Annotated in this window: 35 protein-coding genes; 2 read left to right on the top strand and 33 right to left on the bottom strand. The window is 41.5% G+C overall.

The features are described 5' to 3' along the window. Positions 1 to 4: 4 nt before the first annotated feature. From GOP56_RS22935 to GOP56_RS22800, 28 genes are all read right to left on the bottom strand, one after another. A complete protein-coding gene (locus GOP56_RS22935; protein WP_254068517.1) occupies positions 5 to 1,798 on the bottom strand; it encodes a terminase large subunit in 1,794 nt (597 codons plus the stop codon). Continuing rightward, positions 1,770 to 2,261, bottom strand: a complete 492-nt coding sequence (locus GOP56_RS22930) for a phage terminase small subunit P27 family (RefSeq protein WP_254068515.1) — start codon at positions 2,259 to 2,261, stop codon at positions 1,770 to 1,772. Before GOP56_RS22930 ends, GOP56_RS22935 begins: the two co-directional genes overlap by 29 nt. Positions 2,262 to 2,355: 94 nt before the next feature. Next, positions 2,356 to 2,526, bottom strand: a complete 171-nt coding sequence (locus GOP56_RS22925; protein WP_163246729.1) for a hypothetical protein — start codon at positions 2,524 to 2,526, stop codon at positions 2,356 to 2,358. Continuing rightward, on the bottom strand, positions 2,519 to 2,869 hold the full coding sequence (locus tag GOP56_RS22920) for an HNH endonuclease (protein ID WP_163246728.1): 351 nt from the start codon (positions 2,867 to 2,869) through the stop codon (positions 2,519 to 2,521). The genes GOP56_RS22925 and GOP56_RS22920 overlap by 8 nt, the downstream gene beginning before the upstream one ends. A gap of 423 nt (positions 2,870 to 3,292) precedes the next feature. Then, entirely contained in the window at positions 3,293 to 3,715 is a 423-nt protein-coding gene (locus GOP56_RS22915; RefSeq protein ID WP_096886939.1) for a hypothetical protein, read from the bottom strand. A gap of 336 nt (positions 3,716 to 4,051) precedes the next feature. Beyond that, complete coding sequence (locus GOP56_RS22910; RefSeq protein ID WP_163246727.1) at positions 4,052 to 4,417, bottom strand: hypothetical protein; 366 nt, start codon at positions 4,415 to 4,417, stop codon at positions 4,052 to 4,054. A gap of 362 nt (positions 4,418 to 4,779) precedes the next feature. Further along, the gene (locus GOP56_RS22905; RefSeq protein ID WP_174250697.1) at positions 4,780 to 5,319 is read right to left on the bottom strand and encodes a hypothetical protein; all 540 of its coding nucleotides are present in this window, start codon (positions 5,317 to 5,319) and stop codon (positions 4,780 to 4,782) included. A gap of 5 nt (positions 5,320 to 5,324) precedes the next feature. Further along, positions 5,325 to 6,698: a DEAD/DEAH box helicase gene (locus GOP56_RS22900; protein WP_163246726.1), complete on the bottom strand. Its 1,374-nt coding sequence runs from the start codon at positions 6,696 to 6,698 to the stop codon at positions 5,325 to 5,327. Then, the gene (locus GOP56_RS22895; RefSeq protein ID WP_068791910.1) at positions 6,695 to 6,985 is read right to left on the bottom strand and encodes a PDDEXK family nuclease; all 291 of its coding nucleotides are present in this window, start codon (positions 6,983 to 6,985) and stop codon (positions 6,695 to 6,697) included. Before GOP56_RS22895 ends, GOP56_RS22900 begins: the two co-directional genes overlap by 4 nt. 309 nt (positions 6,986 to 7,294) lie before the next feature. Next, positions 7,295 to 9,691, bottom strand: coding sequence for a virulence-associated E family protein (locus GOP56_RS22890; protein ID WP_163246725.1), 2,397 nt, complete (start codon positions 9,689 to 9,691; stop codon positions 7,295 to 7,297). 28 nt (positions 9,692 to 9,719) lie between these two features. Then, complete coding sequence (locus GOP56_RS22885) at positions 9,720 to 10,628, bottom strand: DUF3102 domain-containing protein (RefSeq protein WP_254068513.1); 909 nt, start codon at positions 10,626 to 10,628, stop codon at positions 9,720 to 9,722. Between the two features lie 17 nt (positions 10,629 to 10,645). Further along, positions 10,646 to 12,193 carry a PcfJ domain-containing protein gene (locus GOP56_RS22880; protein ID WP_163246724.1) on the bottom strand — a complete coding sequence of 516 codons (1,548 nt, stop codon included), beginning with the start codon at positions 12,191 to 12,193 and terminating at the stop codon, positions 10,646 to 10,648. A 12-nt stretch (positions 12,194 to 12,205) separates the two neighbouring features. After that, positions 12,206 to 12,562: a hypothetical protein gene (locus tag GOP56_RS22875; RefSeq protein WP_163246723.1), complete on the bottom strand. Its 357-nt coding sequence runs from the start codon at positions 12,560 to 12,562 to the stop codon at positions 12,206 to 12,208. A gap of 179 nt (positions 12,563 to 12,741) precedes the next feature. Continuing rightward, on the bottom strand, positions 12,742 to 13,104 hold the full coding sequence (locus GOP56_RS22870; protein ID WP_163246722.1) for a hypothetical protein: 363 nt from the start codon (positions 13,102 to 13,104) through the stop codon (positions 12,742 to 12,744). A 7-nt stretch (positions 13,105 to 13,111) separates the two neighbouring features. Continuing rightward, on the bottom strand, positions 13,112 to 13,339 hold the full coding sequence (locus GOP56_RS22865; protein ID WP_163246721.1) for a hypothetical protein: 228 nt from the start codon (positions 13,337 to 13,339) through the stop codon (positions 13,112 to 13,114). A gap of 32 nt (positions 13,340 to 13,371) precedes the next feature. Then, entirely contained in the window at positions 13,372 to 13,551 is a 180-nt protein-coding gene (locus GOP56_RS22860; protein ID WP_163246720.1) for a hypothetical protein, read from the bottom strand. Positions 13,552 to 13,718: 167 nt separating this feature from the next. Beyond that, positions 13,719 to 15,692, bottom strand: a complete 1,974-nt coding sequence (locus GOP56_RS22855) for a DNA polymerase (RefSeq protein ID WP_163246719.1) — start codon at positions 15,690 to 15,692, stop codon at positions 13,719 to 13,721. Beyond that, positions 15,689 to 16,540: a DUF2815 family protein gene (locus GOP56_RS22850; RefSeq protein ID WP_163246718.1), complete on the bottom strand. Its 852-nt coding sequence runs from the start codon at positions 16,538 to 16,540 to the stop codon at positions 15,689 to 15,691. Before GOP56_RS22850 ends, GOP56_RS22855 begins: the two co-directional genes overlap by 4 nt. Continuing rightward, positions 16,533 to 17,717, bottom strand: a complete 1,185-nt coding sequence (locus GOP56_RS22845) for a DUF2800 domain-containing protein (RefSeq protein ID WP_163246717.1) — start codon at positions 17,715 to 17,717, stop codon at positions 16,533 to 16,535. The genes GOP56_RS22850 and GOP56_RS22845 overlap by 8 nt, the downstream gene beginning before the upstream one ends. Then, complete coding sequence (locus GOP56_RS22840; RefSeq protein ID WP_163246716.1) at positions 17,714 to 18,178, bottom strand: hypothetical protein; 465 nt, start codon at positions 18,176 to 18,178, stop codon at positions 17,714 to 17,716. Before GOP56_RS22840 ends, GOP56_RS22845 begins: the two co-directional genes overlap by 4 nt. Positions 18,179 to 18,206: 28 nt before the next feature. Further along, complete coding sequence (locus GOP56_RS22835) at positions 18,207 to 18,776, bottom strand: hypothetical protein (protein ID WP_163246715.1); 570 nt, start codon at positions 18,774 to 18,776, stop codon at positions 18,207 to 18,209. Positions 18,777 to 19,204: 428 nt separating this feature from the next. Beyond that, complete coding sequence (locus tag GOP56_RS22830) at positions 19,205 to 19,396, bottom strand: hypothetical protein (protein WP_163246714.1); 192 nt, start codon at positions 19,394 to 19,396, stop codon at positions 19,205 to 19,207. 20 nt (positions 19,397 to 19,416) lie between these two features. Further along, positions 19,417 to 19,644: an AbrB/MazE/SpoVT family DNA-binding domain-containing protein gene (locus GOP56_RS22825; protein ID WP_163246713.1), complete on the bottom strand. Its 228-nt coding sequence runs from the start codon at positions 19,642 to 19,644 to the stop codon at positions 19,417 to 19,419. 58 nt (positions 19,645 to 19,702) lie between these two features. Next, a complete protein-coding gene (locus tag GOP56_RS22820; protein ID WP_163246712.1) occupies positions 19,703 to 19,927 on the bottom strand; it encodes a hypothetical protein in 225 nt (74 codons plus the stop codon). 140 nt (positions 19,928 to 20,067) lie between these two features. Beyond that, a complete protein-coding gene (locus GOP56_RS22815) occupies positions 20,068 to 20,286 on the bottom strand; it encodes a helix-turn-helix domain-containing protein (RefSeq protein ID WP_163246711.1) in 219 nt (72 codons plus the stop codon). A gap of 27 nt (positions 20,287 to 20,313) precedes the next feature. Further along, positions 20,314 to 20,511: a hypothetical protein gene (locus GOP56_RS22810; protein WP_233882684.1), complete on the bottom strand. Its 198-nt coding sequence runs from the start codon at positions 20,509 to 20,511 to the stop codon at positions 20,314 to 20,316. Beyond that, positions 20,511 to 20,675 (bottom strand): hypothetical protein, encoded by a 165-nt coding sequence (locus GOP56_RS22805; protein WP_158642123.1) that lies wholly within the window; start codon positions 20,673 to 20,675, stop codon positions 20,511 to 20,513. Before GOP56_RS22805 ends, GOP56_RS22810 begins: the two co-directional genes overlap by 1 nt. A gap of 116 nt (positions 20,676 to 20,791) precedes the next feature. Then, the gene (locus tag GOP56_RS22800; protein ID WP_152976918.1) at positions 20,792 to 21,010 is read right to left on the bottom strand and encodes a helix-turn-helix transcriptional regulator; all 219 of its coding nucleotides are present in this window, start codon (positions 21,008 to 21,010) and stop codon (positions 20,792 to 20,794) included. A gap of 152 nt (positions 21,011 to 21,162) precedes the next feature. On the opposite strand from GOP56_RS22800, the gene GOP56_RS22795 reads away from it, so the two are divergent. Then, on the top strand, positions 21,163 to 21,489 hold the full coding sequence (locus GOP56_RS22795) for a helix-turn-helix domain-containing protein (RefSeq protein ID WP_101667729.1): 327 nt from the start codon (positions 21,163 to 21,165) through the stop codon (positions 21,487 to 21,489). On the opposite strand, the gene GOP56_RS24230 is transcribed toward GOP56_RS22795, so the two are convergent. The 5 genes from GOP56_RS24230 to GOP56_RS22780 all read right to left on the bottom strand — a co-directional run bounded on the left by GOP56_RS24230 (position 21,486) and on the right by GOP56_RS22780 (position 24,799). Beyond that, a complete protein-coding gene (locus tag GOP56_RS24230; RefSeq protein ID WP_256379999.1) occupies positions 21,486 to 21,614 on the bottom strand; it encodes a hypothetical protein in 129 nt (42 codons plus the stop codon). The genes GOP56_RS22795 and GOP56_RS24230 overlap by 4 nt on opposite strands. Before the next feature lie 159 nt (positions 21,615 to 21,773). Then, positions 21,774 to 21,914 (bottom strand): hypothetical protein, encoded by a 141-nt coding sequence (locus GOP56_RS22790; RefSeq protein ID WP_158642122.1) that lies wholly within the window; start codon positions 21,912 to 21,914, stop codon positions 21,774 to 21,776. Then, positions 21,911 to 23,227 carry a helix-turn-helix domain-containing protein gene (locus GOP56_RS22785; protein ID WP_163246710.1) on the bottom strand — a complete coding sequence of 439 codons (1,317 nt, stop codon included), beginning with the start codon at positions 23,225 to 23,227 and terminating at the stop codon, positions 21,911 to 21,913. The genes GOP56_RS22790 and GOP56_RS22785 overlap by 4 nt, the downstream gene beginning before the upstream one ends. A gap of 675 nt (positions 23,228 to 23,902) precedes the next feature. Next, positions 23,903 to 23,959: a hypothetical protein gene (locus GOP56_RS24135; RefSeq protein ID WP_233882814.1), complete on the bottom strand. Its 57-nt coding sequence runs from the start codon at positions 23,957 to 23,959 to the stop codon at positions 23,903 to 23,905. A gap of 138 nt (positions 23,960 to 24,097) precedes the next feature. Next, positions 24,098 to 24,799, bottom strand: a complete 702-nt coding sequence (locus GOP56_RS22780) for a helix-turn-helix domain-containing protein (RefSeq protein ID WP_163246709.1) — start codon at positions 24,797 to 24,799, stop codon at positions 24,098 to 24,100. A 241-nt stretch (positions 24,800 to 25,040) separates the two neighbouring features. Here GOP56_RS22780 and GOP56_RS22775 point away from each other — a divergent pair, with 241 nt between their 5' ends. After that, a complete protein-coding gene (locus tag GOP56_RS22775) occupies positions 25,041 to 25,244 on the top strand; it encodes a helix-turn-helix domain-containing protein (protein ID WP_022585881.1) in 204 nt (67 codons plus the stop codon). The last annotated feature ends 12 nt before the right edge of the window (positions 25,245 to 25,256 follow it).

The following is a 25,256-nucleotide window of genomic DNA, read 5'->3' as shown; positions in this document are numbered from 1 at the left end:
TGTGTTAGAGCGATCTCGGCTCCCGTTTTTCGTAAACTGATCGATTGTCGCTGTTCAACATCGCCCTTGACAGTGCGTTGATAATGGCCGCGATTAAATCTATACGTTGGCTGTCATCTTTATGTTTCTTCGATAGCTTTATGTTACCGTTGGAATCCACAATTTCTACTGCGTTTGATAGACACCAAGTAAGGAGAGGACTACCGTCATGGACAATCTTTCTTTTTAAGACTAACTCTCTGAAAAGCTTAGTAGGCTCTGAAAGATACTTCATTGTCTGAGGTATTTCGACGGTTTCATAGCCTTCACTAGCTAATTCCTGCGCAAAATGAGTGGCATTGTACCCATCAAAGCAGATTTCTTTGATTTTCCATTTCTCATCAAATTCCTTGTCATGGATATGAGACTTAACGTATCGATAATCAGTAACAGCCCCTTCTGTAAGCGTACACCATCCTTCTTCTGCCCAAGACCTGTATGGTACACGGTCAGAATGTTCATGCCTTGTTGTGGATTCTTCTGGCATGAACCCGTGAGCTGTACAAGCAAAACGGCCATCCTCCAATCGAAACACATACCCTGTGGCTGTTAAATCGGTTGTTTTAGAAAGATCGAGTCCTGTCCAATTTCCCATTCCCTTGACCGTTGCAAGAAATTCACTTCTACTTACAGCAAGCTCTTTCCATATGTCCATAATCCCTGACATATATTTTTGTTCACTGTCTGCTTGCCATCTGTTAACCCGTTTCGTGAGAAATTCCCGAATCTTTGCTGGATTTCCAGTGTTGTAGGCATCGTCATGCTCTGTACGTATCTGATCCCGTAGCTCTCTGGAATATTCATTGTCCCCCTGCAAGATAGGATTAGCTTTAACCCATGCATTTTCATCGTGGGGATCGTCTTCTTTCTCGATCTCACGGATCATCACAAAGTACGATTCATTCACAGGAATTTCACCGTTGAGCATTTTACAACATGAATCATACTCTTGTTTACACGGATTGTTTTCGGCATCCTTACCCGCTGTTGAAATAATCATCATGAGTGATTGGAGTCGCTTTCCGAAGCCAGAGTACAGCACGTCATGAATCTCACTTGTTGGATGGGCATGATATTCATCAATAATCACAAGGCAAGGTGCGCCTGAGTCCTTATTTTTCGTATCTTTCGAGAGTGGCCTTAACCATCCGTCTCTTGATGCGTGCTTGATATAAGTCTCCTTAATTCGCAAGCGCTTGCGAATATCAGGGCTTTTCTCGCCCATTTTCTTTGCGTCAGTCCAAACACGTTTCGCCTGAAGTCTATCAACGGCCGCACACTCAACCTCTGGGCTGTCTTCATACCGTTTTTCACCTGGTCTATCTGGTGGATAAACGCAATCGCTACACATGCCGTACAAGGCAAGTCCTGACATCTCTGTAGACTTTACATTTCCACGTGCTCGCATATTAAAAGACCTACGGAATCTGCGTTTACCAGTATCCATGTGAACCCAGCCAAATACGCAACCCAAATCAAACTTCTGAAAAGGTAGTAATTCTATGAGCTCCCCGCTAAAAGGCCCCCGAACATGCCGACAACAACTTTCAAACCACTCAAAAACCCGATCGGCTCTCGACTCATCGAACACGTAAGGGAAATCTTCTGTAGCTTGACGCTTCAAATCTTTTAAGTGGCGCTCACACGCCAATCGTTCCATGCGGCAACTTGGGCGTATACCCCCCACAATTTCTGCGGCATATCGGTTTGTAGGATGCACGTCCTCCCAATCAGTTGAAGAGGTCTGCATTTGGATCATCTCCTTCCTCCGCTATTTTTTTCACTAATCTTGCACGAGAATTTGCATTCAATCCCAGCTTGTCTGAATACTGTAGAATCAAACGAGCATAACTCTGTTGAGCTTTCACGTAGCCACTTACTACACTTACACCCGCATTATTCATTTCCGTATATCCGTTAAGGCTTACTAAACTTGATGTCTCTTTGTACCGAGCTACTGCGTCGCAATAAGCTGCTAGCACGTCCTCGTCTACTTTGTCTAAAATTTCAAATTCAGACATATCTTTTAATGTCTTTTTCCAAACCTTTTTTGCTTCATCATCTAGCCAATCTGGCATTTTTAATTTCTTCTTTTTTTGACGTTGGAGTTTTTGGGCAGCTGCTTGACGTTGCTCAACTTCCTTTTTAGTCCAATGCTTTCCGCCACCTTTTTTCCCAACTCGCATATGATCGAAATTTACAACGCCAGCCAAGTTGCCCACCCCCTTAACGAAAAATTTTTGGGGACTTTTTTTTGCGTTCGAGGGGGGCGCGGTCTATAGTCTTAAATCCCCTAGAGATTTGACCCCCCTACCCCTATTCGTCACTCTCTTCTCCACTGGGATACAGAATACCAAGCTTATTCTCCAACGAAGCGATGTGCCTAAGCATCTGGAGACTTGTAACTGCTGAGATAAAGCCATTTGCCGCCACCTCGTTGGACGTTATCTTCAAAAACTCATCATACTTGCTTTTGATATCAACCATTCCCAAAACCTCCATCTTCCAGTACGGTTTTCCTGCTATGGCAAGAGCTGCATAACGGTTGCCAGTTCTTCCTATCCCAGAACAAAGCACGATCTCCCTTATGGGCTGTAATATGGTCAACCACAGTAGCAGCTGTTAACCGGTTATTACTCATGCAATGGACGCAAAGTGGATTCTGTGCTAGAAATAACTCCCTTGCCTTTCTCCACTTTGCGTCATAGCCTCGGCTCTTAGAAGATCCTCGTTCTTGGTCATACTGTTTCTTATGTGCTTGGCAAAAACGTTCTGTCGTTAGCTCTGGACAACGAACATAAGAACACGGCCGTTTAGCTTTACTTGGCATTTGGTAATTTCAACTCTTTCTTTATCTCATCTAAATATTCATGAATAAAATTATCACAGTCCCATTCAAGCTCAGATAATTTGATTAGTTGATTAGTTGATCGAGATAAGTAAACAAGTAATTCATCCGATCTGATTGATTCAATGTATTCATGTCCTTCTCTTTCCTCCTTTACTTGAAAATAAGAAAATCAAAGAAAACAGAGAAAAAAGGAGCTGGTGTTTTACAGCCCCTTATCCCTTTTTGTCCACGATGAGTGGACATGTACATTCAATTTTTGTCTATCAAAAAGTTCACACGTATGCTTACCTTTTGCCTTACTTACTCGCATCTATCAACTTAAAAGGAAGTGAAAAAAATGCATTTCGTATTAAGCAGAGGGAAGGTGATCCAAACGGGAATGATAGTCCTAAGATCTAAGAATTACTCCGCTGCTATAACGCTACCATCAGGTACCACTTCATAAAAATATCCAGGCATCATTGGTATGTCATCCCCCTTAAAATGGTATCTATCCCTAGCACTAGGACTGTTAACCCATCGCTTAACTACCTTGTTATTATCATCTTTGTCAATCCAGAAAACTTTTGCATTTGTGGCGGGATCCTCTGATTCAAATCTTACCAGGGAGGTTCCTACGTCAATTGGTTTTCCTTCAGGAATACCCTCAAGCAATACTTCATGGACACCCTCTCGATCTCTGAAAAGGCGATCGTAAACAGATAGATTTGTTATCCACCGCTTTGTTCCATTATTATCGATAAGATAAACTTTAACATCCCCTATTTGTCTTATTCGAAATCCGTAATACATTTGAATATTTGAAGGGTCGATTCTAAGTGACATTATGATGACCTCCTTTAAAGTAAATAATCAATTTTTTAACAATTATTTACTATGTACGTGAGGATTATTCGGGACGAGAAATTGTTCGTCAAATATCATCATTTACTTGGTGATTTTTACGCTCACCATGGGCGTAAGCATGTAACCTTGTTACCAGTGGGTGATACCCATGGACACTTGTAACATGGGTGCTTACTATCGAGCTTTGGTACAGGTTTAACAATCATCTTTCCCATTTTTATCACTCCATTGCAAAAAGCCACCTATTGCTTGTTCACGCATTACACATGAAGCATCACCTTGAGTGGCTCGAATGGTTTACCTATTTTTCTCGCACTATCGGATTTTTGTTCCTCTCCATATAGAGTATTTTTCTGGGTCATGCGAAACAAACAATCTTACCTCAACCTTAACCTTTTTCTCATGCTCATCAAAATAAAAATCTGCTTCACCGTCTAAATACAGACTAGTACCACTCATGTGCCAAGTACCGTTCTGTAAAAACGCTTCTAAAGGCCCGGCTCGTAACCACTTTCCGGAAATGATAATTCCCGGGGGGTCTGTTGTAGGGTTTTGATCCTTTGTCCATATTGAACCATAAATTACATTCTGATGAGTTTCAAATTTTAGAGTGGTTCCCTCTTTTGATCTGTAGACTCCATCAATGTTCAATTGTTTTGGATTGGGTGCAAATCGATACATATCTACTCTCCTTTATCGCAGATGTGAAGAAATTTATCCATTTCAACATATGCGAAATTAAAAGAGTAGGAGTTTGTCTATTTGCTAAAGGTATCGCCTATTTCCTCAAAAACTTAATCAAAAAGCCACTCAATGCTAGGTCATACATTTCGCATGACACCTCACTTTGAGTGGCTTTACTCTACTAAACTATTTATCCTACACTACCACTTTACCACGTTTTTAAGTGCCAAAAGTGCAAATATAGTGCAACCCGACTTCTTAGCGATGGCTCGGACTATAAACTATCTATTTATCGCACACTACCATATTAACACGGATATAATGACGCTGAAATGACACTAAATTGACTTGCAATTGACTCAAGAAAATTCAATGGCGTCAACCCCGAATATCAATACGGACAATGCTTTGGAGGCTTCATTGATGTCTCTGTACACAGTTCGCAGATCGATAAAGTGACACTTTGCGATCTTCTCAGCCGTCGTTTTTTCTGCTGAGATGTACATTTCGCAGATTACTTGGTAGCGTCTCATATCTTCAGGTTGCTCTGATTCCTCACACATTGTTCTGTATACATCTAGCATCCGTTCCATGAATTGTACCATGGCATATGTTCTTTGCTTACTGCGTTTGATAGATTCAACAGCAAAGTCTTCTGAATATAACTCTTCCAGTGCCTTGGCTTTTTTGAATGCGTCTATCTCTTTTTGGATATCATGGCTATGCGCTACAAAAGATCGATAGTTTTTCAGTAAAAGTTTTGTATTTCGTAAACGCCAGTCTTTTTTCGCCTTCTCTTGTTTTTTCCTCTCCTTCACTTGAAAATCAATCACGGCTTGTACGGCGGCACGTGTGATACTTTCAAGAAGCTCTGGATTAAGTCCTGTTTGATTTTGCATTCTACTCACTCTCCTTTAACCCTTTCGACTCTTGCTTTTAATGCCTTCATTAAGCCGGCTTGGGTGGCGCTTTTTGTATTTAGTGCTGCTAAGACGTCCTCATCAACGCCCCCTTCTACAGCTAGGTGGTGTAGAATCACTTTCTCTGTTTGTCCTTGTCGATGTAGACGTTTATTCGCTTGCTGGTATAGTTCCAAAGACCAATTAAGGCCAAACCATATGACGTGGTTTCCTCCTTGCTGAAGGTTAAGGCCATAAGCTGCGCTTGCTGGATGTGCAAGTAAAATGTCAATCTGTCTGCTATTCCAGTCGTCCTCATCTTGGGGCGTTTTTAATTCTCGCACTCTAAGCCCCGATCCTTCTAATGCCTTTTTAATTCGATCTCTGTCATGCTGGAAATTATAAAATACAAGGGCCGGCTTTCCGTTCAATCCCTCCACAAGCTCAAGGAAAACCTCTATCTTGCATCGATGGATCTCAACCATCTCCTTATCCTCATCGTAGACCGCACCATTACACAGCTGTAGTAGTTTGTTTGTCAACACTGCCGCCGATCCTGCGTCGATAGTAGTCTCATCTACCTCAAGTAGCATTTCTTTCTCTAAGGTCTGATAGGCAACCTGTGCCTTTCTATCAAGCACCACCGGTACGGTAACTGATATGCAGTCCGGGAGTTCCAAATAATCCTCTGCCTTCATGCTAACGCAAATATCTCCTATCAGTTTTTGAATTGCCTCTTCTGCTCCTGGCTTTGGTGCGTAGTTGAAGATCCGTTCTCTATTTCGTTGATTTGGCTCGAAATATCTTTCTCGAAAATCACCAATCTTTACACCTAGCCGCTCCCCCTCGTCTAGTAAATACACCTGCGCCCATAAATCCAATAACCCGTTAGGAGCTGGTGTGCCTGTTAATCCTACAAATCTGCTGATATGCTTACGTACCCATGTTAAAGCTTTAAACCGCTTTGCTTGATGGTTCTTGAAACTACTAAATTCGTCTACAATGACCATATCAAACGGCCATACATTCCGGTAATATTCAACTAGCCACGGCACGTTCTCACGGTTAATAACATAAATGTCAGCGGGTGTATTCAAAGCCTTTACCCTCTTGGCCAATGATCCTAATGCCGGAATAATGCGTAGCATCTGCAAATGATCCCATTTAGCTGCTTCTTTTACCCATGTCGATTCCGCAACCTTCTTCGGGGCGATAACCAGCACCTTACTGACAGCAAACCGGTTATATTTTAAATCGTTTATCGCGGTTAAAGTGATAACAGTCTTGCCAAGTCCCATATCCAATAGCAACCCTAAAGTCTCGTCAGTTATTAGTCTGTTAATGCAATAGCGTTGATAAGCATGCGGAACATACTTCACTTGCTACCCACCTCTTGATGCTCTCGGATAAATTCGTCTACTCCTTCCTTGCTGTCAATTACCAAAACCGTGAATCCTAATCCACTGATCTTCTTCCCTTGGGCTAGCTGTAAAGCAGTAGGCTTTTTACCCGGTGCTTTCAGTTCCACAAAAGCTGCTCTGCCGCCCGGAAAAAGGACAAGCCTATCAGGAACCCCTGCATTCCCGGGTGACTCAAATTTATATGCACGTCCTCCTATAGCCTTAACTTGCTTTCGAAGATATGCTTCTATGTCTTTCTCTCTCATAAGATTTCACCTCTTCTGACCAGTCCAAAATCACAATCGTTTGGGAATTTTGATGTAAACTTTCGAAACCAAAATCCCTTACGCGTGTGTATACAGGTGCGTTAGGCGTGTTAGGTGTTACGCGCGCTCCCTATTTCCTTTATTATTTATTTATATAACTATTAAAGTTTACAAGGTTTACAAATAGGAGAAATGCCTTTATTTATAAGGGTTGAAGCTGTAAACTTACCCGTAAACTTTCTTAATTTGGAAGGTTTACAACGTTTACTTTGAAAGTTTACAGAATCGATAAAGTTTACAAGGAAAAGTTTACAGTTTTACGAACCCTTTTTGTGTTCCACAATACCCGAATCTGTCCGTGCTTCCGTGACGTTTCCAGCCGGGAATGCATGATAATATTCCATTAATCTCTAGTGCATCTGACCTGCGCATCATCTTTATTTCTCCTCCCAGGCATTCGCACCACACTTCCAAAGCACATACACGATCCCGTTCCACCGTGTCTACCTCGTTCCGGCCAAACTCACCGGACCAATACATGCGCCTTTCACTTAGCGAACGTTTCTCCCAGCCCACAGGTACTCGGCGCTCCACAAATTCACGGATTACGCCTTCTTTTGCATTACTCTCCTGGTGTTTTTCCTGTTGTGCCTTAGCCTCCGCTTCTGCATCCCCTGTTAAATACAGCTTCTCGCCCATTTGCCAGTAGAAGAAAGCTTCTGCATATATTTGAGATACTTCAGCATCCAGCTGGGTAAATACGCTTTTCGTTGGTTGTTGTACGCCTACCTCCACAGGCCAAAAACGGCGATTCCCTGTTCGATCCTTTAAAAATTCACTGTCATTTGTAGTCCCAAAAAACACGCATCGTCTCGGAAACGCTTTTGTACGTCGCCCAAATGGTTCACGGTAAATGTCCTCTGTCCGACTCAGGAACTGCTTTACCGCATTAGCTTCAGATTTTGTCATACCTGTAAGCTCACCGATTTCATTAATCCAGATGCCTTGTATCATCTCTGATGCTTCTTTTCCTTCAAACGTCTGAAGGCTATCTGAATACCACCGCTTTCCTAATAAGCGTAAGAATGTACTCTTTCCCAGCCCTTGCGGCCCTGTAAGTATGGGCATCTGATCATATTTGCATCCAGGAGTCATAGCGCGTGCTACAGCTGCTACAAGTGATTTACGGGATACAGCTTGTGTGTACATTGAATCTGCTGCCCCTAAGTAATCCGTAAGCAGCCTATCTAAGCGTTTCACCCCGTCCCACTCTAAGCTTGTCAGCCACTTTTGTACATCGTTAAACGTATGCTTGTGAGCGTGCAGAGCAACAGCGTCAAATATCCTCTCCTTGCCTGTTATACCGTACGTACGTTCGAGATAATGACGTAAACCGGCATCGTCGACATCTGTCCACTGTCGCCGTTCATTACTTGCATTCCATGGCAGAGCCCCTAGCACAGCTCCTCTACTTGCGAACTCATCAAATCCCAACTTACCTTTTAATAAAGGATCATTCTCTAAAATAATAAGTACGTTATCAGTCGTCTTAGCGGGCGCCCCTGTGGTCGCACTCACCGCTAACTTACCAATCCAATTAGCCGTATCACTGTCCCCAGCTAGAGGAGTAGAAAAATCCTGTACAGCCTTCTCATAGCGTTCCTGGTTTAATAAAGCGGCAACACCTGCGTCTGCAATAGCAAACTCACACATGGCAACAAATGATGGCAGCTTGTTCGTTGGTGTATCTGGTTTAACGTTATCGTCTTTATCTCCAAAGCGGTGCAACCGAACAAGGTCAAACGAGTTAACCAGACGACTGCCAACCGGATCAGTCGCGTGATGCGAATAAAGAAAGGAGCCATTATCGTAAATGACAGCACCGCCCGTTGTTGATCCACCGCTGTACGAATATCTCCCTGTACCATCTTCGCAGGGAACATATTCCCCCGGTAAAAAGGTTTCCATTGCACGGTACACATCGTATATCCGACAAAACGCACCGACTACTCCGTTCTTTTCTGTTGGATCGCCTTGCTTTGCCGCGAGTCTAACGTGCGACTGCTGGGCCCCGGGTACTTCTGGCCATTCTGCTATGTTCCGCCAGTTTGCATATCTGGCCAATAAACCATCCACATCTAAGAACAATTTATCTCCTGCCTGATAAATATACACACTGTCAGCGGAACAAGATGGCCAATACATTAACCTTGAAGCTTGGAACGTTGTCGGGTCGCATAATTCTATCCCGATAATGCTTGCCAGCATACGTGCTAGCGGTTCATATTCATCTGCTGTCGCTGTACGATTTAGGGGGACCAGGACACGTAAACGCGGCTTGGATTCCATGTGTTTACGTGTAGAGTACACAACGTATCCACACCCTAGTGCTTCTATCCGGCGCAATGTATCGGCTGTACCACCTAACGGAATGTTATCCAAATCTAGCGTTATTACGTCACGTCCTGTTACATTGTTTGCTTTACGTTTATTACCTTCTAACGTACCAGCTACAAATCCCCCAACATCCTTGAGGTCGTCTTGCTTTGTCTTTGTTAGAGCAAGATACTCTTCCAGCGTCTCCGTACTACGTACAGGAGTACGCAACCGATCCACTAGCTCAGACCAGTAGAGTGTTTGGGAGGGCCACTGAGTAGCCCTACGGCTACCGGCAGCAGAGATTACTATTTGTCTGTCATTAGTCACGGCGCCATTCCCCGTTTCATGTTAGTTATTACAATCGTTCAGACATTTTACCAATTAAGCCGGAAACAGCAGCTTTGTACTTTTCCTGCTCTTTTGAATCCGTAATATCATCAAGGGCACTGAGTAAATCTTTAAATCTATCTACTAAAGCCTCGAAGCAGAACTTAAACTTTGCTGACGGTTCATTTCCTGATTCAGCTACCCTCTTTCGTAGATCGGCAAGCTCTGCTTCGATTTCTTCCGGTATTTTTTCTACCGTGGCTGACACTTCAATTGGTTTTTCTTTCAGCTGACGTTCTAGCTCTTTAATTTTGTTTTTGGACTCATCTAATGCACCCTTGGTCTTGTCTAAGTCCTTATGAAGCTTCAGCATTTCTTTCTCGTTACCTGCTTCTTTAGCTACAGCAAGCTCAGCTTTTAACTTATCTGCCAGCTCCTTATGTTCTTTGCTTTGAATCTCCAGCTTCTCAAGGCTTTTAGTTAACTTTTGACGTTCTTTTTCAGCAGAGGATTCACTCTTCTTTAGTTGCTGTTCTAGCTTTTGCTTTTCTTTAATTAGAGCCTGTAGTTCACGAGATGACATATTTTCAACGTCATGCTCTTGTACAAATTGTTCTCGTTCATCGTCTGGGACACCAAGAAGGGCTAAGGCTTTGGTATAGCTCAAATTCCCAAGCGCTGGGATTTTGGATATATCAGACCCATACTCTCTGTAAACTTGCATAAGGTTGTTAGCTGTTGATTGCGAATAGTCGACTGAGTTTTTAAGCCATTGCCCCCATTCACCGTGAGGTAGCATAGCTTTAGCCTCGACTAAGCGGCGGCCGATCTCTACGCTGCTGTATAAGAAAACCTGCCTTACTTGACCCTTTATACTTTCTATCTCTGTGGCGATAACATGCGGCGTTCTCTCTACAGACTCCATTACATCAGTCATACAGTTATCTCCCTCCGTTATGCTGGTACTTTGGCTCTTGCTTTTTTCTTAGATAGCTTTGCAGCTTCGAAAGCTTTGATAAATTCCTTTACCTCTTTAGTAGGTTGATAATTTTTATAGCCTCTGACTTGGCTGATTTTCCCTTTGATAATTTCAACCGTATAAAACGGTTTATCTTCCTCTGCTGATTTCCGTAGTACAAGCAAATCAGTAAAGCCATTCGCATAATTTTTTGTGTATCTTGCCACGCAATGGTTTAGGGCTTTTCCTTCATGAAATAGTTCTTCAAGAGATTTAGCGGGCCTGATAAATAAGCCATCCTTTTCAAACTTATATTTATCGAGTTCATTCACCCTTACGGCGATGAGTTGGTTTAAGGCTTTATCAGCTTTAATTTTTACCTGCTTCATCGTCTTCTGATGGGCACTTTGCAGGTTATTCGGAAATAACACATGTTCTTGTTTCAAATCCATTCCTAGTTCTTGGCATTCTTTAATATAGTCACGCCAAGAAATTAAAACAGTTGATCCACTATGGTAATATTTAGAAGAATCTGTACGCCTAAACTGCTTTAAAAAATATTTAACAATTTCTTTTAATGGTGCGTATTCGAGCATACGGTTCAAATCATTTAGATAGTATCTAGTAGACGAAAGAGTCTCCATTAAATGAGCGTGCTCAAATGAAAGCGGCACTCCATTCTTTTTAAAAAAGTGATAGCTGTTTAGGGTTAAAGGACTTACTGTAAACTTGACTGCTCGAAGCTCTTTCAACTCTTGTTTCGTTAATTTCAACACCTTCGTAATAGATTTACCTCGCCAATTAATCATCCGGTAAGTACAACTGCCAAAGAGCTTCGCTTCAACAACAGTTTTTAACCCCATTTTTGTAAGGTATTCAATGCACGGATATTTAGATGCCAAGTCAAAAAACTTGACCATATCGTTTGAACAAAAGTTTTTGTCAAAATACTGCTCCCAAGTACTGTACTGAAAAGGTGTTCCATGAACAGCCTCTTGTACATTTTCGTAGGAGATGTAACGACATTCATGAGCCATAGATGTTTCAAATTGAGAGATTATACTCTTTCTCTTTTTCCAGTAACCCAAATAAGAATTTTCATATAGCTCACTGTTACCAGGTTCAAAAAGGTACATATAGCAGCAATCATACCTTGTCTGTACATTTTTAAAATCCTGACTATAATCTCTTGCAACAAAGAAACCACGAGCAATGATCACTTCAGGATTAAGTAGCGACTTCTCGTAATAGATGAAATAAGAGGCATCACAAAGGTACTTCCGGCTTATCCCACTAGCCTTTACTTTGCAGTTAGATTGACACTTTGGGCAAACCGTCATTTGATTATGTTTTAAGTTTCCTTCTGTTATATGTTCTTTTTGGCAGTGGGTGCAGTACCCAAACTGAATGCCTTTTGCACGACGTGTAAAAATGTAGCGACTACGCAATAGGGCGATGTTTATTGCAAACTCCTCAACCCCCTTACCTATGTCATTCGGAAAATGCTCCTTAAATTTTTCAAATGCTTTGTTTTGCTCTGGCATATCAGCACCTCCCTACAAAAAGTCTTCTAACTTGACATCAAATTCAACGGTAGAAGGCGAAGGAGCTGCTACTACAGAAGTCGCTGGAGGGATGACAGGTTTGCTAGCGATACCAAAATATTTAAGGACAACAGCAAACCCCTCCGCGTCAGTCAAGATCGCCATATGGCCCACTTTCTTTTTCATTGCTGCCTTTTTCATCTCTTCTAAGCTTTTCCCGATCGTCTTATCTGAGCTTAGGAATTTTTCGGCATCCACTGGATTACTTTCTAAATGTTTCAGTAGAAAATCGCCTATAACTTTGATATATGGATTAGCCTTACTAGCTTTTATTTCATTGTTAATCTTAGAAACTGCACCAGCATACATAAGGGTTCACTCCTCATTTTTAAGTGATTAACCACACTACCTATTCCCTGCATTATCCGCAATTTAGACGCCCCTATTGTTTTCGAGCGTTGGAATCATAGGTCTACCGACTGTTGGTAATTTCATTTTTTAAACGCGTTCAATTGTACGTTCTAGTTCTTCTAACAGATAAGTCACTGCTACCCTCCCAGATCTTCAACTGTTCGCGATATATTCACATACACTGTGGCATCGCAACTGGAGCATTCAAACTCCTGTTCGTTATTGGCCATGTCTCGTTCTGTGGTCGCGAAATCTTCACCGATGTATGCACCGCATCGAGGGCAGTAGTTAATGTGACCATATTTCCATTCGTCTTCGGTTCCCAGAGGTAGAACTACGAACGGCCTATACCCTCCTGCTGCTACCGTATCTGGATGCAGTATATGCTTCTTAGCATCTGCTACTGCTTCTTTCTCCGTTACAGCTCGTTTCGTTACCGCCTTGACACTAAACGTTTCAGTCTGGGCCAATATTCTATACAGCATCGGTATAGGTTTCATAGTTATTTCATCCCCTCGGATTAAGCGTTTTATTTGCAAGAAAGTAAGCTTCCCCTTTAGGGGTACTGAGGTATTCATCTGCTTTCTTGGTATGGTCAATCCGTCTCACTAGCCCCTTATCTTTCAACTTTTGAACAGGTAGATAGCCTTGAAACCCTTTTGAATTGTCATGGATTTCATAAATGCCTGAACCATATGGGCCACCCGTAACCCATGCTTTTATTTTCAAATTCATATTGAATTCCTCCCGTTTATCTATCCCTCAATCTATTGAGTTAAATCTGCACGAATGAGATAACCTTTCTTTGCAAATACCCCTTTCTCTATCAGCCATTTTCCGCACTTACACTGAACTGAAAAAGTGTCATAAAAGGACTTTTGCTCCGCAATTGGCATTTTTGATTCTTCCGATCCGCAGTGTGTGCATACAAGCGTAATCTCAAGCATTGATATCCTCCTTCCTGTGGGAATAAACACATTATTCCTCTTCACAATCTTCGCAAGTTCTAGGGTATCCAGGCTCTTTGAAGTCCTCCATATAAGATCCACAAACCTGGCACAGTAATCCTTGTAAAATCATTTCCGATATATCTCCCATGTCAAAGCCTCCTACTTTAATCTTTCTTGTAAAATTCCGTTACAAATCCATCGGCCATTAAAGGCAAACCAGGAGCCCATGCTATGGGCTGTCCCATTAATTCCGTTACCTCTTCTAAGTTTGCTTGCAAAGCTGGTACATCTAATACAACCTCATCATGGATATGCATTACAGTCTGGTAACCAGCTACACTAAGCCGTTTAAGTGTTTCAGCAAGACAGTCACGGGCAATAGCTTGGACTACATTCTCCACCAGCTTGCCTCCATAAGTGGAGATTATCGTCCATTTCTTCTTGTCTTGGTTCATTCCGTAATAGTGGATAGCTTCTCGCCCTTTCTCATTCCAACGTAGGTGAGGTTTGACATAGAATAGCTTGCGACCACTTGGCAACATAATCGTTAGAAAATCTTGCTGATTGCTATAGTCACCCTCACAAGCCACTAACAGCCCTTTAAAGCCTACCGGTTGACCAGTTCGCATTACAGTAAGAGCGGCATTCTCAAGACCGTACCAAAGATCAACGATTCTTTTGTTGGAACCTCTCCAACGACGAACGATATCAGGAAGCTCGGCTTCACTTAATCCCATAGTCAAAGCCCCCATTGAAATAAGAGCTCCTGTTGAACCCTGATAACCCAATGCGAGTTCTGCCACTTTCCCTTTTTGGCGCAATTCGTACTCAGGGTTGCCTTTTTTAATTAATTCAATAGGCACGCCAAACATTTGAGAGGCAGACGCTTCATAGATTTTCCCGTGGGTAGCGAAAACTTCTAGGCGCCACAATTCTCCAGCAAGCCAAGCAATAACCCGAGCCTCGATAGCAGCAAAGTCAGAAACAAGAAACACATTTCCGGGAGAAGGAACAAACGCAGTTCTAATTAGCTGTGATAGGGTATCAGGTACATTCCCATAGATGAGTTTTAAAGCATCTACCTTTTTTGCTTTCACGCAATCCCTAGCAAGAGTTAACGTTTCCAGATAATTTCTTGGGAGGTTCTGTACCTGCACGAGTCTCCCCGCCCAGCGCCCTGATCGATTAGCTCCATAAAATTGAAGGAGTCCTCTAATTCGTCCGTCCTGACATACGGCTTCACGCATTGCAGTGTATTTCTTTACACTTGTTTTCGAGAGCTCTCTTCTAATCTCCAGCACACGTCGGGCGTCGCATTCGTCCATACTCTCGATCATCTCTCCGACAGTATCTTTCCGTAGGTTGTCAATTTCATTTCCAGTCTCATCCGTCAACCATTTCGACAGCTGTTTGACACTCTTCGGATTATCCAACCCGGTTAGCTGACCCGCCTCTGACATCAACTCATTGCTGACAAGATCGTCACAGTACAGCGCACCCTCTATTAATTGTTGATCTACAGCTACTCCATAAGCGTTAATCATCTGATCTATCACCCATAAGCTTTGTTCTTGCTCGGGTACCGGAAACGACGATAATCGTCTTTCTACCTCCATCTCGGTAACAACGTCCTGCTTGCAGTACTCCTTGAATAATTGCCATTTTTCCGGTTCGTGGTATGGTAGAGTTCTTGTCCGGTGTCCGTTCTTTGCGGTCGGTTTACATGGCGTGCAAAATAGCTTAATTAGTGATTTACCCACGCCCATTTTTCGTTTATCATCTGGTAGCCCGAGAGCCACAGCCGTTTCCGCTAGGCCTACTGTGTATCCGCAGTACAATCCATGGACCTGGGTACATCTCCACTGCTCAAGAGGAGAATAGAAAAATTTATTTAGGCAATACCATTCAAATGCTGCGTTATATGCGCGTTTGATAGTATTAGGGTCGTGTAGAGCGAACATTACCTCAGCTGGTAAAGCCTCTCCCCGTGCCAGATCAATAATCTGCACCGGTCCACCATCAAAAGAATAAGCGAATAAAAGTATTTGGAAGTCAACGGACTGTACGTATTTGTACAGTCCGCTCTTCTTAATGTCTACGCTAGAAAAAGTCTCAATATCTATGGATAAATGCCTCACAGCCCCATGATTCCTCCACCTAAGGGAGCCCCTGTAATGGGGTCAACTTGCATTTGTTGCTGTGGAGCTTGTGTAGGCGTAGGCGCTCCGCCAAACGGTTGCTGTGCGTAGCCTTGCTGCTGTGGTGGTTGTACAGGTGCGCCACCATACGGCTGCTGTGCATACCCCTGTTGCTGTGGTGGATACATTTGTTGCTGTGGGCTAGCCTGTGGATTTTGCATAGGGGGCATATAGCCTTGTTGTGGGAAAGAAGGTGCTTGCTGGAACGATTGTTGAGGTGCAGGAGTATATCCGGCAGGCGTTCCAAAGTCGGAAGCAGCTGAAACACTTCCACTCAATGGCTGCCCGTCTTCCAACTTCTGAACGTTACCAAGCCCGCAACCAATACCTTTTTTTCCAGCGTTCACATAACCAAAAAACCTTAACGATACACGAGCATAAACTCCTGAATATATCTCCGACTGATTAATAATTGGATTTAAATTAATATCAACGACATCTGGTTTTCGATCTGCCTTAGATGATGCAGTAAGCACCCAGTGCCCCCTGCACTCTTCACCAAACGGCATACCGTCGCTTGGACGCACTCCGTCTCCATCGTGAATCGGTAAAGGGATGAAAGGTGGACGTACACCGCTCCATTTTGATCCGACAGCCTCTTGAATGGCCGCATTAATAGCTGAATCAATACGCTGTTTCGTAGCAAAATCGGACTTCGGAATCAGAACGGTGCAACTATACTTAGGTTCAGAGTTAGGAGAATGAGGATTCGCTCTAGGAGTAAAAAGATGAACAAAACTCAATCTTACTTTGTCGGTTATAACTCGTTGCGGATCTTGATTATTCATTCGATAGTTCCTCCTTGGTTTTGAAATCATCTGATGCACTTGGTCGTGATATCGCTTCGCGGCTATCGGAAAACTCTACAAGAGTGGGTTTGCCAGGATTAACAATAACGTGATTAGCTAGCAATTCTTTGTATTTGGCCTTACCCAGTAACTTTTCAACAGCAGGTACAGTTAACGGTTTTCGTTCGTACAGCATGACCTCCTCAATGCCACCTTCTGTTAGCGCTTTGAAAGCAACATCTTGGTCAATAAACTGCCGTGATCCACGTCCCTCTACCGCTTTCCAACCAAGAATCTCTGTACCTTTCAAACTTTCCGAAAGGGCGTATTCTTCGAGGGCTTTCACCCAAGCCGCGAGATTCTTTCCTGTCTTTAGGATCTGCCCCACTTCCTCATTTGAGATGAGAGGCGGTTTCATCTGTTTAAAATCTTCAAGAGCTGTATATTGTTCCAGCTGTGCCCTGCAAAGAGCTTTTGCCCGACAAAACCGGCAATGCTCCCCCGGAATAAACTCCCCTTTACCTGCAAAAGCGGTCTGTGCTATGGGTTTGATACTTTCTCCCCAAGCCAGCAGCTCCTCAGCGGACAGAGTGTATTCCGAAATGTTATTAAGTCGTGGCTGAACAATAGCTAGTTGAATGTTCTTAATTGGATAGAGAAAGCTATACTCAACGTAAGCCCCCAATGCATACAGCTTCAATTGGGGATTATCGTAAGCAGAAACTGGCACACCTTTCCCGTACTTGAAATCACTGATATACATTGTCTCTCCTATAATCATGAGACAATCTACTGTCCCAAAACCTTCAGGGGCAAACGAGCTGTAATCGATTTTCTTTTCGACTGCAATGTAAGGAGCGCATTTGTAGCTGTGAACAAGTTCAGACAGATAATCCTTATAGGTGTCTGTGTGTTTCAGCATCTCGCTGTCATACAGAGGTTTAGCTTGCATCTTTTTCAACTTGCTATTAAACGATCGAGTACCCATCGGCTCAATAAATTGCTTACGCAGTTTAAGTTCCGCAATCTCGTGGGCAAGAGTTCCCTCTTTTGCCGCCTGAGACTCTGTATCCGGCAACGTTTCTTCCAATCGTGAGCTAGGCGTACAATGGAGCCACCGATGAGAAGCACTAGCTGATAATAGGGCATGCTCACGCTCGGAATGAGCTATACTCATATTTTTGCTCCCATTTCTCTTAGTTTGGTTGCAAAAGCTCCATACTGTTCTTGAGGCAGTGCAGTCAATGCTTGAATACCGAATGAGGATAACAAGGATACAAGTTCTGCCCTACGTCCTGCATCGTTTAGCTGAGTAGCCGCTACTGCTAGTTGATCCATAGTATAAGTTTGGGTTGTTGTCGGGACTGATGCTCCAGGTGCAGGATTGAAAGTTTGCTGCACGGGTTGTGTCTGTTGTTGCGGCTGCTGATAGCTTGTAGGAGTTGGTGGAACATATTGTTGTTGGACACCTTGCAACGGTTGTTGAACTGGTACTCCTACAGGTGGCGCTACCGAAGGCACAAGAGTAGCGGGGATTGATTCAGCAGCAGAGATGTGCGGGTTGTTCGTAATAGCTTGAGCTAATGACTGAATGGCGTTTGCCAATTCTGGTGCGCTGATCGTGACAGTGAAGTTCATATATAAATCCTCCTTATTTTTCGTGAAATTAATTCCACGGTGCTTCTGCAATGAAGTAATTTCCTTTTTCATCTCTGAACGGGAAGCCCTCTGGTGTAGCGTGATGCATTCTTATCTCTGTTTTGCATTCGTGGCATTTGCAAAAATTCGAGGACTCCTGCATATAGCGAATACCGCTATGTTTGCATGCCGGACAACTATATCCGGTTTGGTATAGTGAGAGCCCGTCTACCTCTCTGATACCTGATCCATTTGGGTATTGTTTCTGTACAGCCTCTTTGATCTTCTCGCCTACATTTTGACTTAAAGAGTTTGATCCGTTGACAAAAGGAAGCTGTCTCGGTCGAGATTTTACTATTGCTACTTTAGAGTTACCCTGCTTCTCCTCATGTGGTGTGTTCTCCACAACTGGCGAATATTTATAAGCAGGTATGCCTGAAAGAATCCTATCGACTCTAGAAGGTTTTACAGCTTCTTTATCAGGCAGTAAAGTTACCATCTTTTTGACAATGAGCCGGCATATTTCGTTAGGTGCGTTTTCAATTCGTAGTTCCGCACCCTCCCCATCCAGCTTGAAAATCTTCCAAAAGAGATTCATCGATGAAACCTCCCTCTTGTGCCCCTAATGCGGTCGTAGTAGACTAGGGCTGATAAGTGTTTTCTACTGGCCCGTTGGCAGACGGGCCATTTTTATTTGCAAGTCTTTGAAGAATTACACCTTTCACTTTTTCCAGATAACGGAAACCTACTTGGTCTTCTAAATATTTCGTGCATGAACAACCGAAATGATATAGCAATGAATCTTCGTCTAACGATTCTAATTCCTCTTCCAACATTTTTTTGTTAGATCCAAAATCTCACCCCTTTCTATTAGTCACGAGGCCTGCTACGTCCCAACCTCTACGTAGCTGTTACAGCTCCAATGACTGCTCCCGTTGTGACCTCGTTTTTGATTTATACATAGACCTGTCTCATCAGGCAGGGTAGGTCAGCTCCCTGCGACCAGGAGAGAACTCCTGGTTTCGACTACTTACGCTTGTCTTTAACTTTCACATGTTTAATTTTCAAGCCTTTCTCTAGGCACCCCTTACTACAAAACAATTCATTTCCAGCCATCCATGCGCTTTGATCTTCGTATATTTCCACCTCACAATTCTCACAATAATCAAAAACCTCTGCACCCTTGTCTTCTAATCCCATTTGAGAGAATTTTCCCATAGTCAAAACACCTCCATGGTTTATAGGCATTTCTTACAAATCTTTTTCCCACTCTTGTGTATCTTTAGATTCTTAACGCTTCCACATAGGATGCAACCAGGCTCGTACTTTCGCAAAATGATTAAATCCTCGTCAACAAACAATTCCATAGGAGTACCATGCGCTAAACCCCGCGCATTCCGTATTTCCTTCGGTAAAACGATTCTTCCTAACTCATCAATTTTTCTAACGATTCCTGTTGATTTCATAAGGTAAGTCCTCCTAATTTTTGATTGGTTTATCCCACTTCTATATTTTCAAACACACTTAGTGAATGTTAGCTTTATCTATCTTCAGTTTGGTAATAGCTGCGCGTCTTAACTGAATGAAGTTTGTCAACTCAGCATCATACGTTAATAACTTTCTAAGCTTTGAGTATTTCGCTCCCAGGCTAACTACAAGTTGTTTAATCTCTTCCCTTGTTTGTCTCTGTTCGGTTGCTATGCGATCTATTTCCGCTTCGAGAGCTTTCAAACGATGATCAATTGTCAAAAGCTTGTCCCCCTATAGAAATATTTGAATTTCTGGTTTCCTACTAATCCGACTTGAAATTCCAACCCGAAAAAGGTACTATAGGGCTGGGTGTATTAGTGAACTTAGTGAAGGCTCTGCGGTGCTACGCAGGGTCTTTTTTATGATGTCACCACTTTCTCTATGTCTTTAATATTTTTCAAATCTGAAAAGTCTTTCCCGGCATTACGTTCCATAAAACTATGCAATTCAGACGTTGATACTTTCAATCTACCTAACTTCAGTGCTTGTAGGTGCCCATGTTTTATTAATTCGTAGACAAAGTTGGTGTTTACGCCGAGTATTTCTGCAACTTCTGTTACTGGATGTAGACGGTTCATTTAACTAACCTCCCCCTTATTCACCCTTCATGCTTCCAATAGAAGCAGCTCTCTTCTTAATTCTCGAAGCCTTGCATTAGACTGTTGAATTTGTTCTTGATCTCCACTTTTCAATGCATCTGATAAAGTGGCCAATTCATAATTGAGTTCCAGTCTTGCAACGGGGATGCGTCGTTCAGCGCAATTACCTTTCATTGCGCGGATAACATCTTGAATCGTTGCCATTAGGCTTCTCCCCTCCAGGCACAATTAAAATCTTTAGCAGCGTTCATTTTTCCAATCTCCCTCAAAGTCTCCATGTTCTTCTGTGCATACTTCTGGATGTCGCTTGCCTTTCCAATAACAACCAAGTGCCAGTGACCACGACGGACAATGCGGTTGATTTTCAAATTACCATCTCCTTTGTATTGGTAGTTCAGATTTCATAGGCTGTTAACTACCCTAAGAAAGAACTGAATGAAAACCAATTGGTTCATTTGATTTCGCCCTCTTCTTTTTTGATACTCTACGTATCATTGAAGGCACAAAAAAGATCGGGGAATAGCTCTTCAGCAGGTTTTTGATAGTAATTTGATATACGTATCAATGTATCTCTACCTGGTTTACGCTTTCCAGATTCCAACTTTACAAGAAACACAGTAGAAATTCCTATCTCTTTTGCGGCAATCCTTTGTAACTTATTTTTCTCTAACCTTGCTGCTTTTAATGCAATTCGTCTCATCATGCACCTCCTTTTTTGATACCGTACGTATCATTCTTAATACACAAGATACACCTAAAACCAAAAAACGTCAATCGTATTTATGAAATATGCTAGAAAACGATACAAGAAGTATCTATAATGATACACAAATGGGTAAAAAAAGGGTGATCATTATGATCGGTAAAAGGTTGATAGAACTTAGAGGCTCTCTGACCCAAGAAGAAGTAGCTGATAAAATAGGTATATCAAGGGCCAGACTTGGGCATTACGAAATCGGTAGATCAAAACCAGATGTTGATACGCTCCAGTTGCTTGCGGATTTCTATCATTGCTCTACTGACTATATCTTAGGACGAACAGATAATAGGCAACCAAACAATTACGACTTCCACAACGATACTGCCTTAACTACCAGTCAAAAACAACTTTTAGAAGAAATAAAAAATAGACCGGATATCGTGGATGCTTTAATTAAGATCATAAGGCCCTCTTCTAATTAGTTATGGAGAAGGGCTTTTATTTTTTCTATTTTTTCTTTCGACTCATCGCAAGTTTCTGATTGCTTTAACAGTTTTGCTATCTCCCAAATAACAAACTCGATCTTGGCATTGCTGTCTGAATTCAATTGCTTTTCCCCCTCTAAAAAAGCCTTTCTCTTTTACACGTTATTCCTGAAACCATTATATTATGAGGGACACGTTTTTGTGCTTTCGACAAATTATATGGAAATTCGACATAAAAAAACCCCTTTTTCAAGGGGTTTCACTAACAAAGATTTCAGTTTTTACCACTCAGGCTCAGTTATATATTGAATTGCCGATGGTTTACTATGCACGTTTTGGATAGACTTCTCTGCACCAACTACCGATGAAATTCCCACTAAAGTTACTAAAGCAAGTGAAAAAGCTACTAATTTTTTCTTCATCTCAAATACTCCTTTTCTTCTGTGCTTGTAATTACGTGTAATAATTCTGAAATTCTTAGCTGTATATTAACATCCATGATTGCTTTTCCCGGGGCTTGCAGACCTATCAATTGCGAAGTATTAAAACCGTATATTAATTTCATACTCTCTAAAAACTCCTGTTTTAGTCCTAGTTCTGCAAATGTCTTCATGCTTTCTAAAAGAAGCTTGACAGATTCCTTTATGTCGCCAAGTAAAAATTCCACGCGCCCCTTAATACGTAAGTATAACCCATAGTAAAGCTCGTTAAAAGGTCCCCTAAGATTGTTTCTCTCTAAAATCTTATCAAATGTAGCTTCAAAACGATATAACTCTCGGGCATCGTATATTTTATTGGTTTTGATGTATAGTTGCATTAATTCGCAGATCACAAAAATTGTATTATGGTGATTCTCATAATCCTCTAGGTATTTTTCAAGTAGACTTATTGCGAGAGTAATTTGGTTCCTTTTGGCATAAATAATAGCTTTATCAATCTTGTAATACGCACTATTATATCTATTAAATAACTTACCGTACTCTTCCAAGTAAAACTCAGCTTCATCAAGCTTTTCTAGCGTTATTAAGTTATTGTAGTAAGCATGATAGGCTTTCTCTTGGAACTGCTTATTTTTTGATCTAGGATTATCAATAATATTTTTTAAGTATTCATTACTCTCATGGTACTTCTTAATAATACGAGCATGGACTCCTACTTTATAGTACGCTACTACACGATTTTCCTCTGGCAAAAAATGAGCAACTTCAAATAATCGCTTTCCTAGATAATAACTATTTGATAATTCTTTATCACGTGCAATGAGATATTCCTCAAACATAGCAATTGCCATAATGTCATTTTCTTGGTAATTCATCGCATGTTTTCCCAAAACAGAATATAGCTTTTCAGCGCTATCAATATTTTTGGCTGTCTTAGCAATATTTAAGACCTCAATCAATCCCTCTCGTATATCATTACTTAACGTCACATATTGGTGGACAACTTCAGTCAAAAGCTTTTTAGATGCTTCAGGTAAAACTCGAATTAATATCTCTCTTACACATTCTTGGTTTCTTTGTATCGGCACAACCTTTTCAGCAATCTCCGTATATGGAATAACTAATGATTCTGCAACTTTTTCAATCGTTTCTAGTTTTGGGTGATTTGTCAGGTCATTTTCTAATCTGCGTAGAACTTTCTCTGATATGTTCGTTTCATTTTTTATATCAGCTATAGATTTTCCACATTTCTTACGGTAGGTATGAATTAACTGACCTAAAGTACAACTATTCACAAAAATCTCCCCTTCTGAAAACAAAAAGCTCCATCACCGTTTGCTTTCTGGTGACAGAGCTTTTTCCGCAAGGAAAACTTTCGTCCATCAACTAAACTTTTGCCAAATACTCAATAATTTCTAATGACAAAAATTTGAAAACTCGCTACAATGGATAGCAAGTAAGCTGACGGGTACGAAAAGTGCTTCTGTTCACCGAGTAGGGTCGGTGGTCAGACCTAACTAGATTCGCCAATCTAGTTAGGCAAGTTGGCTTGCTTTTTATTTTCACTAAATTTTTCTTTATCTTAACAAAATTTAACTTTCTAGACTAGACCTAACTATGAAAATTTTGGAATAATTATTTGTTAAATTCCATATTATGGCGCTAATTGGATTGATCTATTGTTTTTTTGTCTGATTTAACCCATCCATTAACCCGGAACGATTTATCTTTACTTATACATATTACTCATCGTATATTTTTTTGTTAAAAAAGATAAAAACACCCATTTTTCTTTGTGCCATAATTTAGTTTAGTTTAGCCCGATTCTGTGTTAAACTAAACGTAAATACGTATAATAAAAAGACCGCAGGTGCTGCCAACACCCACGGTCATATAATAGACTGTCCCTTCAAAGGGGTAGCTCATTTACAGATGAAGTAGATCACTGAGGTGCTAAACTCAAGGGTGATCTACTTCTTTTTATGGAAAGACAGTATTAACACGACCAAAGTTGCAAAAGAAATCATGAGTGTCAATGCTTGAAATACCGTCATAGCTTCACCCCCTTCCATTTGGAATAGGAGTGAGCCGACCACCCTTGAGGAGCTATCTATTATATTAAGGTGAATTATAACAGCAAATGGAATATTTGGTATATAGTTTTTTTATGCCCACTGAGCAACCAGCTCTTTGGTTCTCTTCTCCTCTATCCGCTTCATTGTCCCGTAAAAACATCTTAGGAATCTATCTAACCCCCATTCCTTCTGGTCCCGTTTATACTCATTTTTCGTGTATTCCCAGGCATCTAAGGCAACAGGCATGACATTTTCGTTTCTTTCCCAGCCTGTTACTCGCTTGAACATCACTACTCTACTCCAAAACTGCTTGATAACTGTCCCACAAGAGAATGCTGGTTTGATTGCCTTAACAAAATCTCCTGGAATGTAGCTTGGAGTAACTGAGAAATCCTTTTCTAGCCGAGCTATATTAACGTTATCTTTGTTCTTTTCTTTTTGGTTTTTTGGAGTATTAAAAACACCTGTATTAGACATGCCTTTGTCGCTCTCAGAGCTTAGTGCTATTGGCTTCTCCCCTTTGTCTAACCCCTTCATTTCAACCCCGTCATTTGAGGGTAAAAAGACAAACATATTAGCGCCCTGAAGCCCCGTTTTTCTAGCTGTGGTAATACGTTTGATAATTCCCAGCTGCTCTAGCTTTCTTATCCCTCTCTCAACACTCGCCCTGCTAACCTTTGTCAACTTCATTATGGTTTCAATTTTAAGATAAGCTACCCCAAAAACCTTCATGGCTCGCATTCTTAACACGTCAAGTACTTTTAGAGTTGACGGGGCAAGTTTTTCTTTCACCCTGCTCAAGTGCTCTTGTATGGATTTTGAAATAGCTGTATTTTGCCATTTCTAAAGTCTGGTCAGGAGAAAACAAAGTCATCACCTTCATTTACACATATAAATTTTTGTTTGTATTCGTAAACATAATAGCACCTGTTCCAGTATCCCTGTCAACATATTTTTGTTTGCAAAAACAAATTTATTTTTACATCTATGCACAAAATATATTATAATCACCATAAGAGGAGTTGGTAGATATATGTTTTCATACAAAAAGCTTTGGAAATTAATGATTGATCGAGGAGTAAAAAAGGGAGAGCTAAGAGGTTTTTTATCGAGTGCCACTATTGCAAAGTTGGGCAAAGATGAATACGTATCGATGGAGGTGTTGGACAAACTTTGTAATTATTTTGGGGTTAGCATTGAGGAAATTATTGAGCATATACCCGACAACGAGGAATAAATGCATAATTTT

The sequence above is a fragment of the Brevibacillus sp. 7WMA2 genome (assembly GCF_010748895.1).
GTDB lineage: Bacteria > Bacillota > Bacilli > Brevibacillales > Brevibacillaceae > Brevibacillus_B > Brevibacillus_B halotolerans.
Note: the sequence above shows the minus strand (reverse complement) of the source record. Positions and strands in the feature narration are given on the sequence as shown.

What these genes read in the sequence shown, in the direction of transcription:
- GOP56_RS22800 (WP_152976918.1), bottom strand. Translation starts at nt 21,010, where the DNA reads ATGATGAGACGAATTGCATTAAAAGCAGCAAGGTTAGAGAAAAATAAG.
- GOP56_RS22925 (WP_163246729.1), bottom strand. Translation starts at nt 2,526, where the DNA reads ATGGTTGATATCAAAAGCAAGTATGATGAGTTTTTGAAGATAACGTCC.
- GOP56_RS22830 (WP_163246714.1), bottom strand. Translation starts at nt 19,396, where the DNA reads ATGGGAAAATTCTCTCAAATGGGATTAGAAGACAAGGGTGCAGAGGTT.
- GOP56_RS22895 (WP_068791910.1), bottom strand. Translation starts at nt 6,985, where the DNA reads ATGAGAGAGAAAGACATAGAAGCATATCTTCGAAAGCAAGTTAAGGCT.
- GOP56_RS22865 (WP_163246721.1), bottom strand. Translation starts at nt 13,339, where the DNA reads ATGAATTTGAAAATAAAAGCATGGGTTACGGGTGGCCCATATGGTTCA.
- GOP56_RS22825 (WP_163246713.1), bottom strand. Translation starts at nt 19,644, where the DNA reads ATGAAATCAACAGGAATCGTTAGAAAAATTGATGAGTTAGGAAGAATC.
- GOP56_RS22840 (WP_163246716.1), bottom strand. Translation starts at nt 18,178, where the DNA reads ATGAACTTCACTGTCACGATCAGCGCACCAGAATTGGCAAACGCCATT.
- GOP56_RS22850 (WP_163246718.1), bottom strand. Translation starts at nt 16,540, where the DNA reads ATGAATAATCAAGATCCGCAACGAGTTATAACCGACAAAGTAAGATTG.
- GOP56_RS22915 (WP_096886939.1), bottom strand. Translation starts at nt 3,715, where the DNA reads ATGTCACTTAGAATCGACCCTTCAAATATTCAAATGTATTACGGATTT.
- GOP56_RS22935 (WP_254068517.1), bottom strand. Translation starts at nt 1,798, where the DNA reads ATGATCCAAATGCAGACCTCTTCAACTGATTGGGAGGACGTGCATCCT.
- GOP56_RS22815 (WP_163246711.1), bottom strand. Translation starts at nt 20,286, where the DNA reads ATGAACCGTCTACATCCAGTAACAGAAGTTGCAGAAATACTCGGCGTA.
- GOP56_RS22880 (WP_163246724.1), bottom strand. Translation starts at nt 12,193, where the DNA reads ATGCCAGAGCAAAACAAAGCATTTGAAAAATTTAAGGAGCATTTTCCG.
- GOP56_RS22885 (WP_254068513.1), bottom strand. Translation starts at nt 10,628, where the DNA reads ATGACTGATGTAATGGAGTCTGTAGAGAGAACGCCGCATGTTATCGCC.
- GOP56_RS22795 (WP_101667729.1), top strand. Translation starts at nt 21,163, where the DNA reads ATGATCGGTAAAAGGTTGATAGAACTTAGAGGCTCTCTGACCCAAGAA.
- GOP56_RS22875 (WP_163246723.1), bottom strand. Translation starts at nt 12,562, where the DNA reads ATGTATGCTGGTGCAGTTTCTAAGATTAACAATGAAATAAAAGCTAGT.
- GOP56_RS22845 (WP_163246717.1), bottom strand. Translation starts at nt 17,717, where the DNA reads ATGAGTATAGCTCATTCCGAGCGTGAGCATGCCCTATTATCAGCTAGT.
- GOP56_RS22870 (WP_163246722.1), bottom strand. Translation starts at nt 13,104, where the DNA reads ATGAAACCTATACCGATGCTGTATAGAATATTGGCCCAGACTGAAACG.
- GOP56_RS22920 (WP_163246728.1), bottom strand. Translation starts at nt 2,869, where the DNA reads ATGCCAAGTAAAGCTAAACGGCCGTGTTCTTATGTTCGTTGTCCAGAG.
- GOP56_RS22905 (WP_174250697.1), bottom strand. Translation starts at nt 5,319, where the DNA reads ATGCAAAATCAAACAGGACTTAATCCAGAGCTTCTTGAAAGTATCACA.
- GOP56_RS22790 (WP_158642122.1), bottom strand. Translation starts at nt 21,914, where the DNA reads ATGAAGAAAAAATTAGTAGCTTTTTCACTTGCTTTAGTAACTTTAGTG.
- GOP56_RS22910 (WP_163246727.1), bottom strand. Translation starts at nt 4,417, where the DNA reads ATGTATCGATTTGCACCCAATCCAAAACAATTGAACATTGATGGAGTC.
- GOP56_RS22775 (WP_022585881.1), top strand. Translation starts at nt 25,041, where the DNA reads ATGTTTTCATACAAAAAGCTTTGGAAATTAATGATTGATCGAGGAGTA.
- GOP56_RS22835 (WP_163246715.1), bottom strand. Translation starts at nt 18,776, where the DNA reads ATGAATCTCTTTTGGAAGATTTTCAAGCTGGATGGGGAGGGTGCGGAA.
- GOP56_RS22860 (WP_163246720.1), bottom strand. Translation starts at nt 13,551, where the DNA reads ATGCTTGAGATTACGCTTGTATGCACACACTGCGGATCGGAAGAATCA.
- GOP56_RS22810 (WP_233882684.1), bottom strand. Translation starts at nt 20,511, where the DNA reads ATGGCAACGATTCAAGATGTTATCCGCGCAATGAAAGGTAATTGCGCT.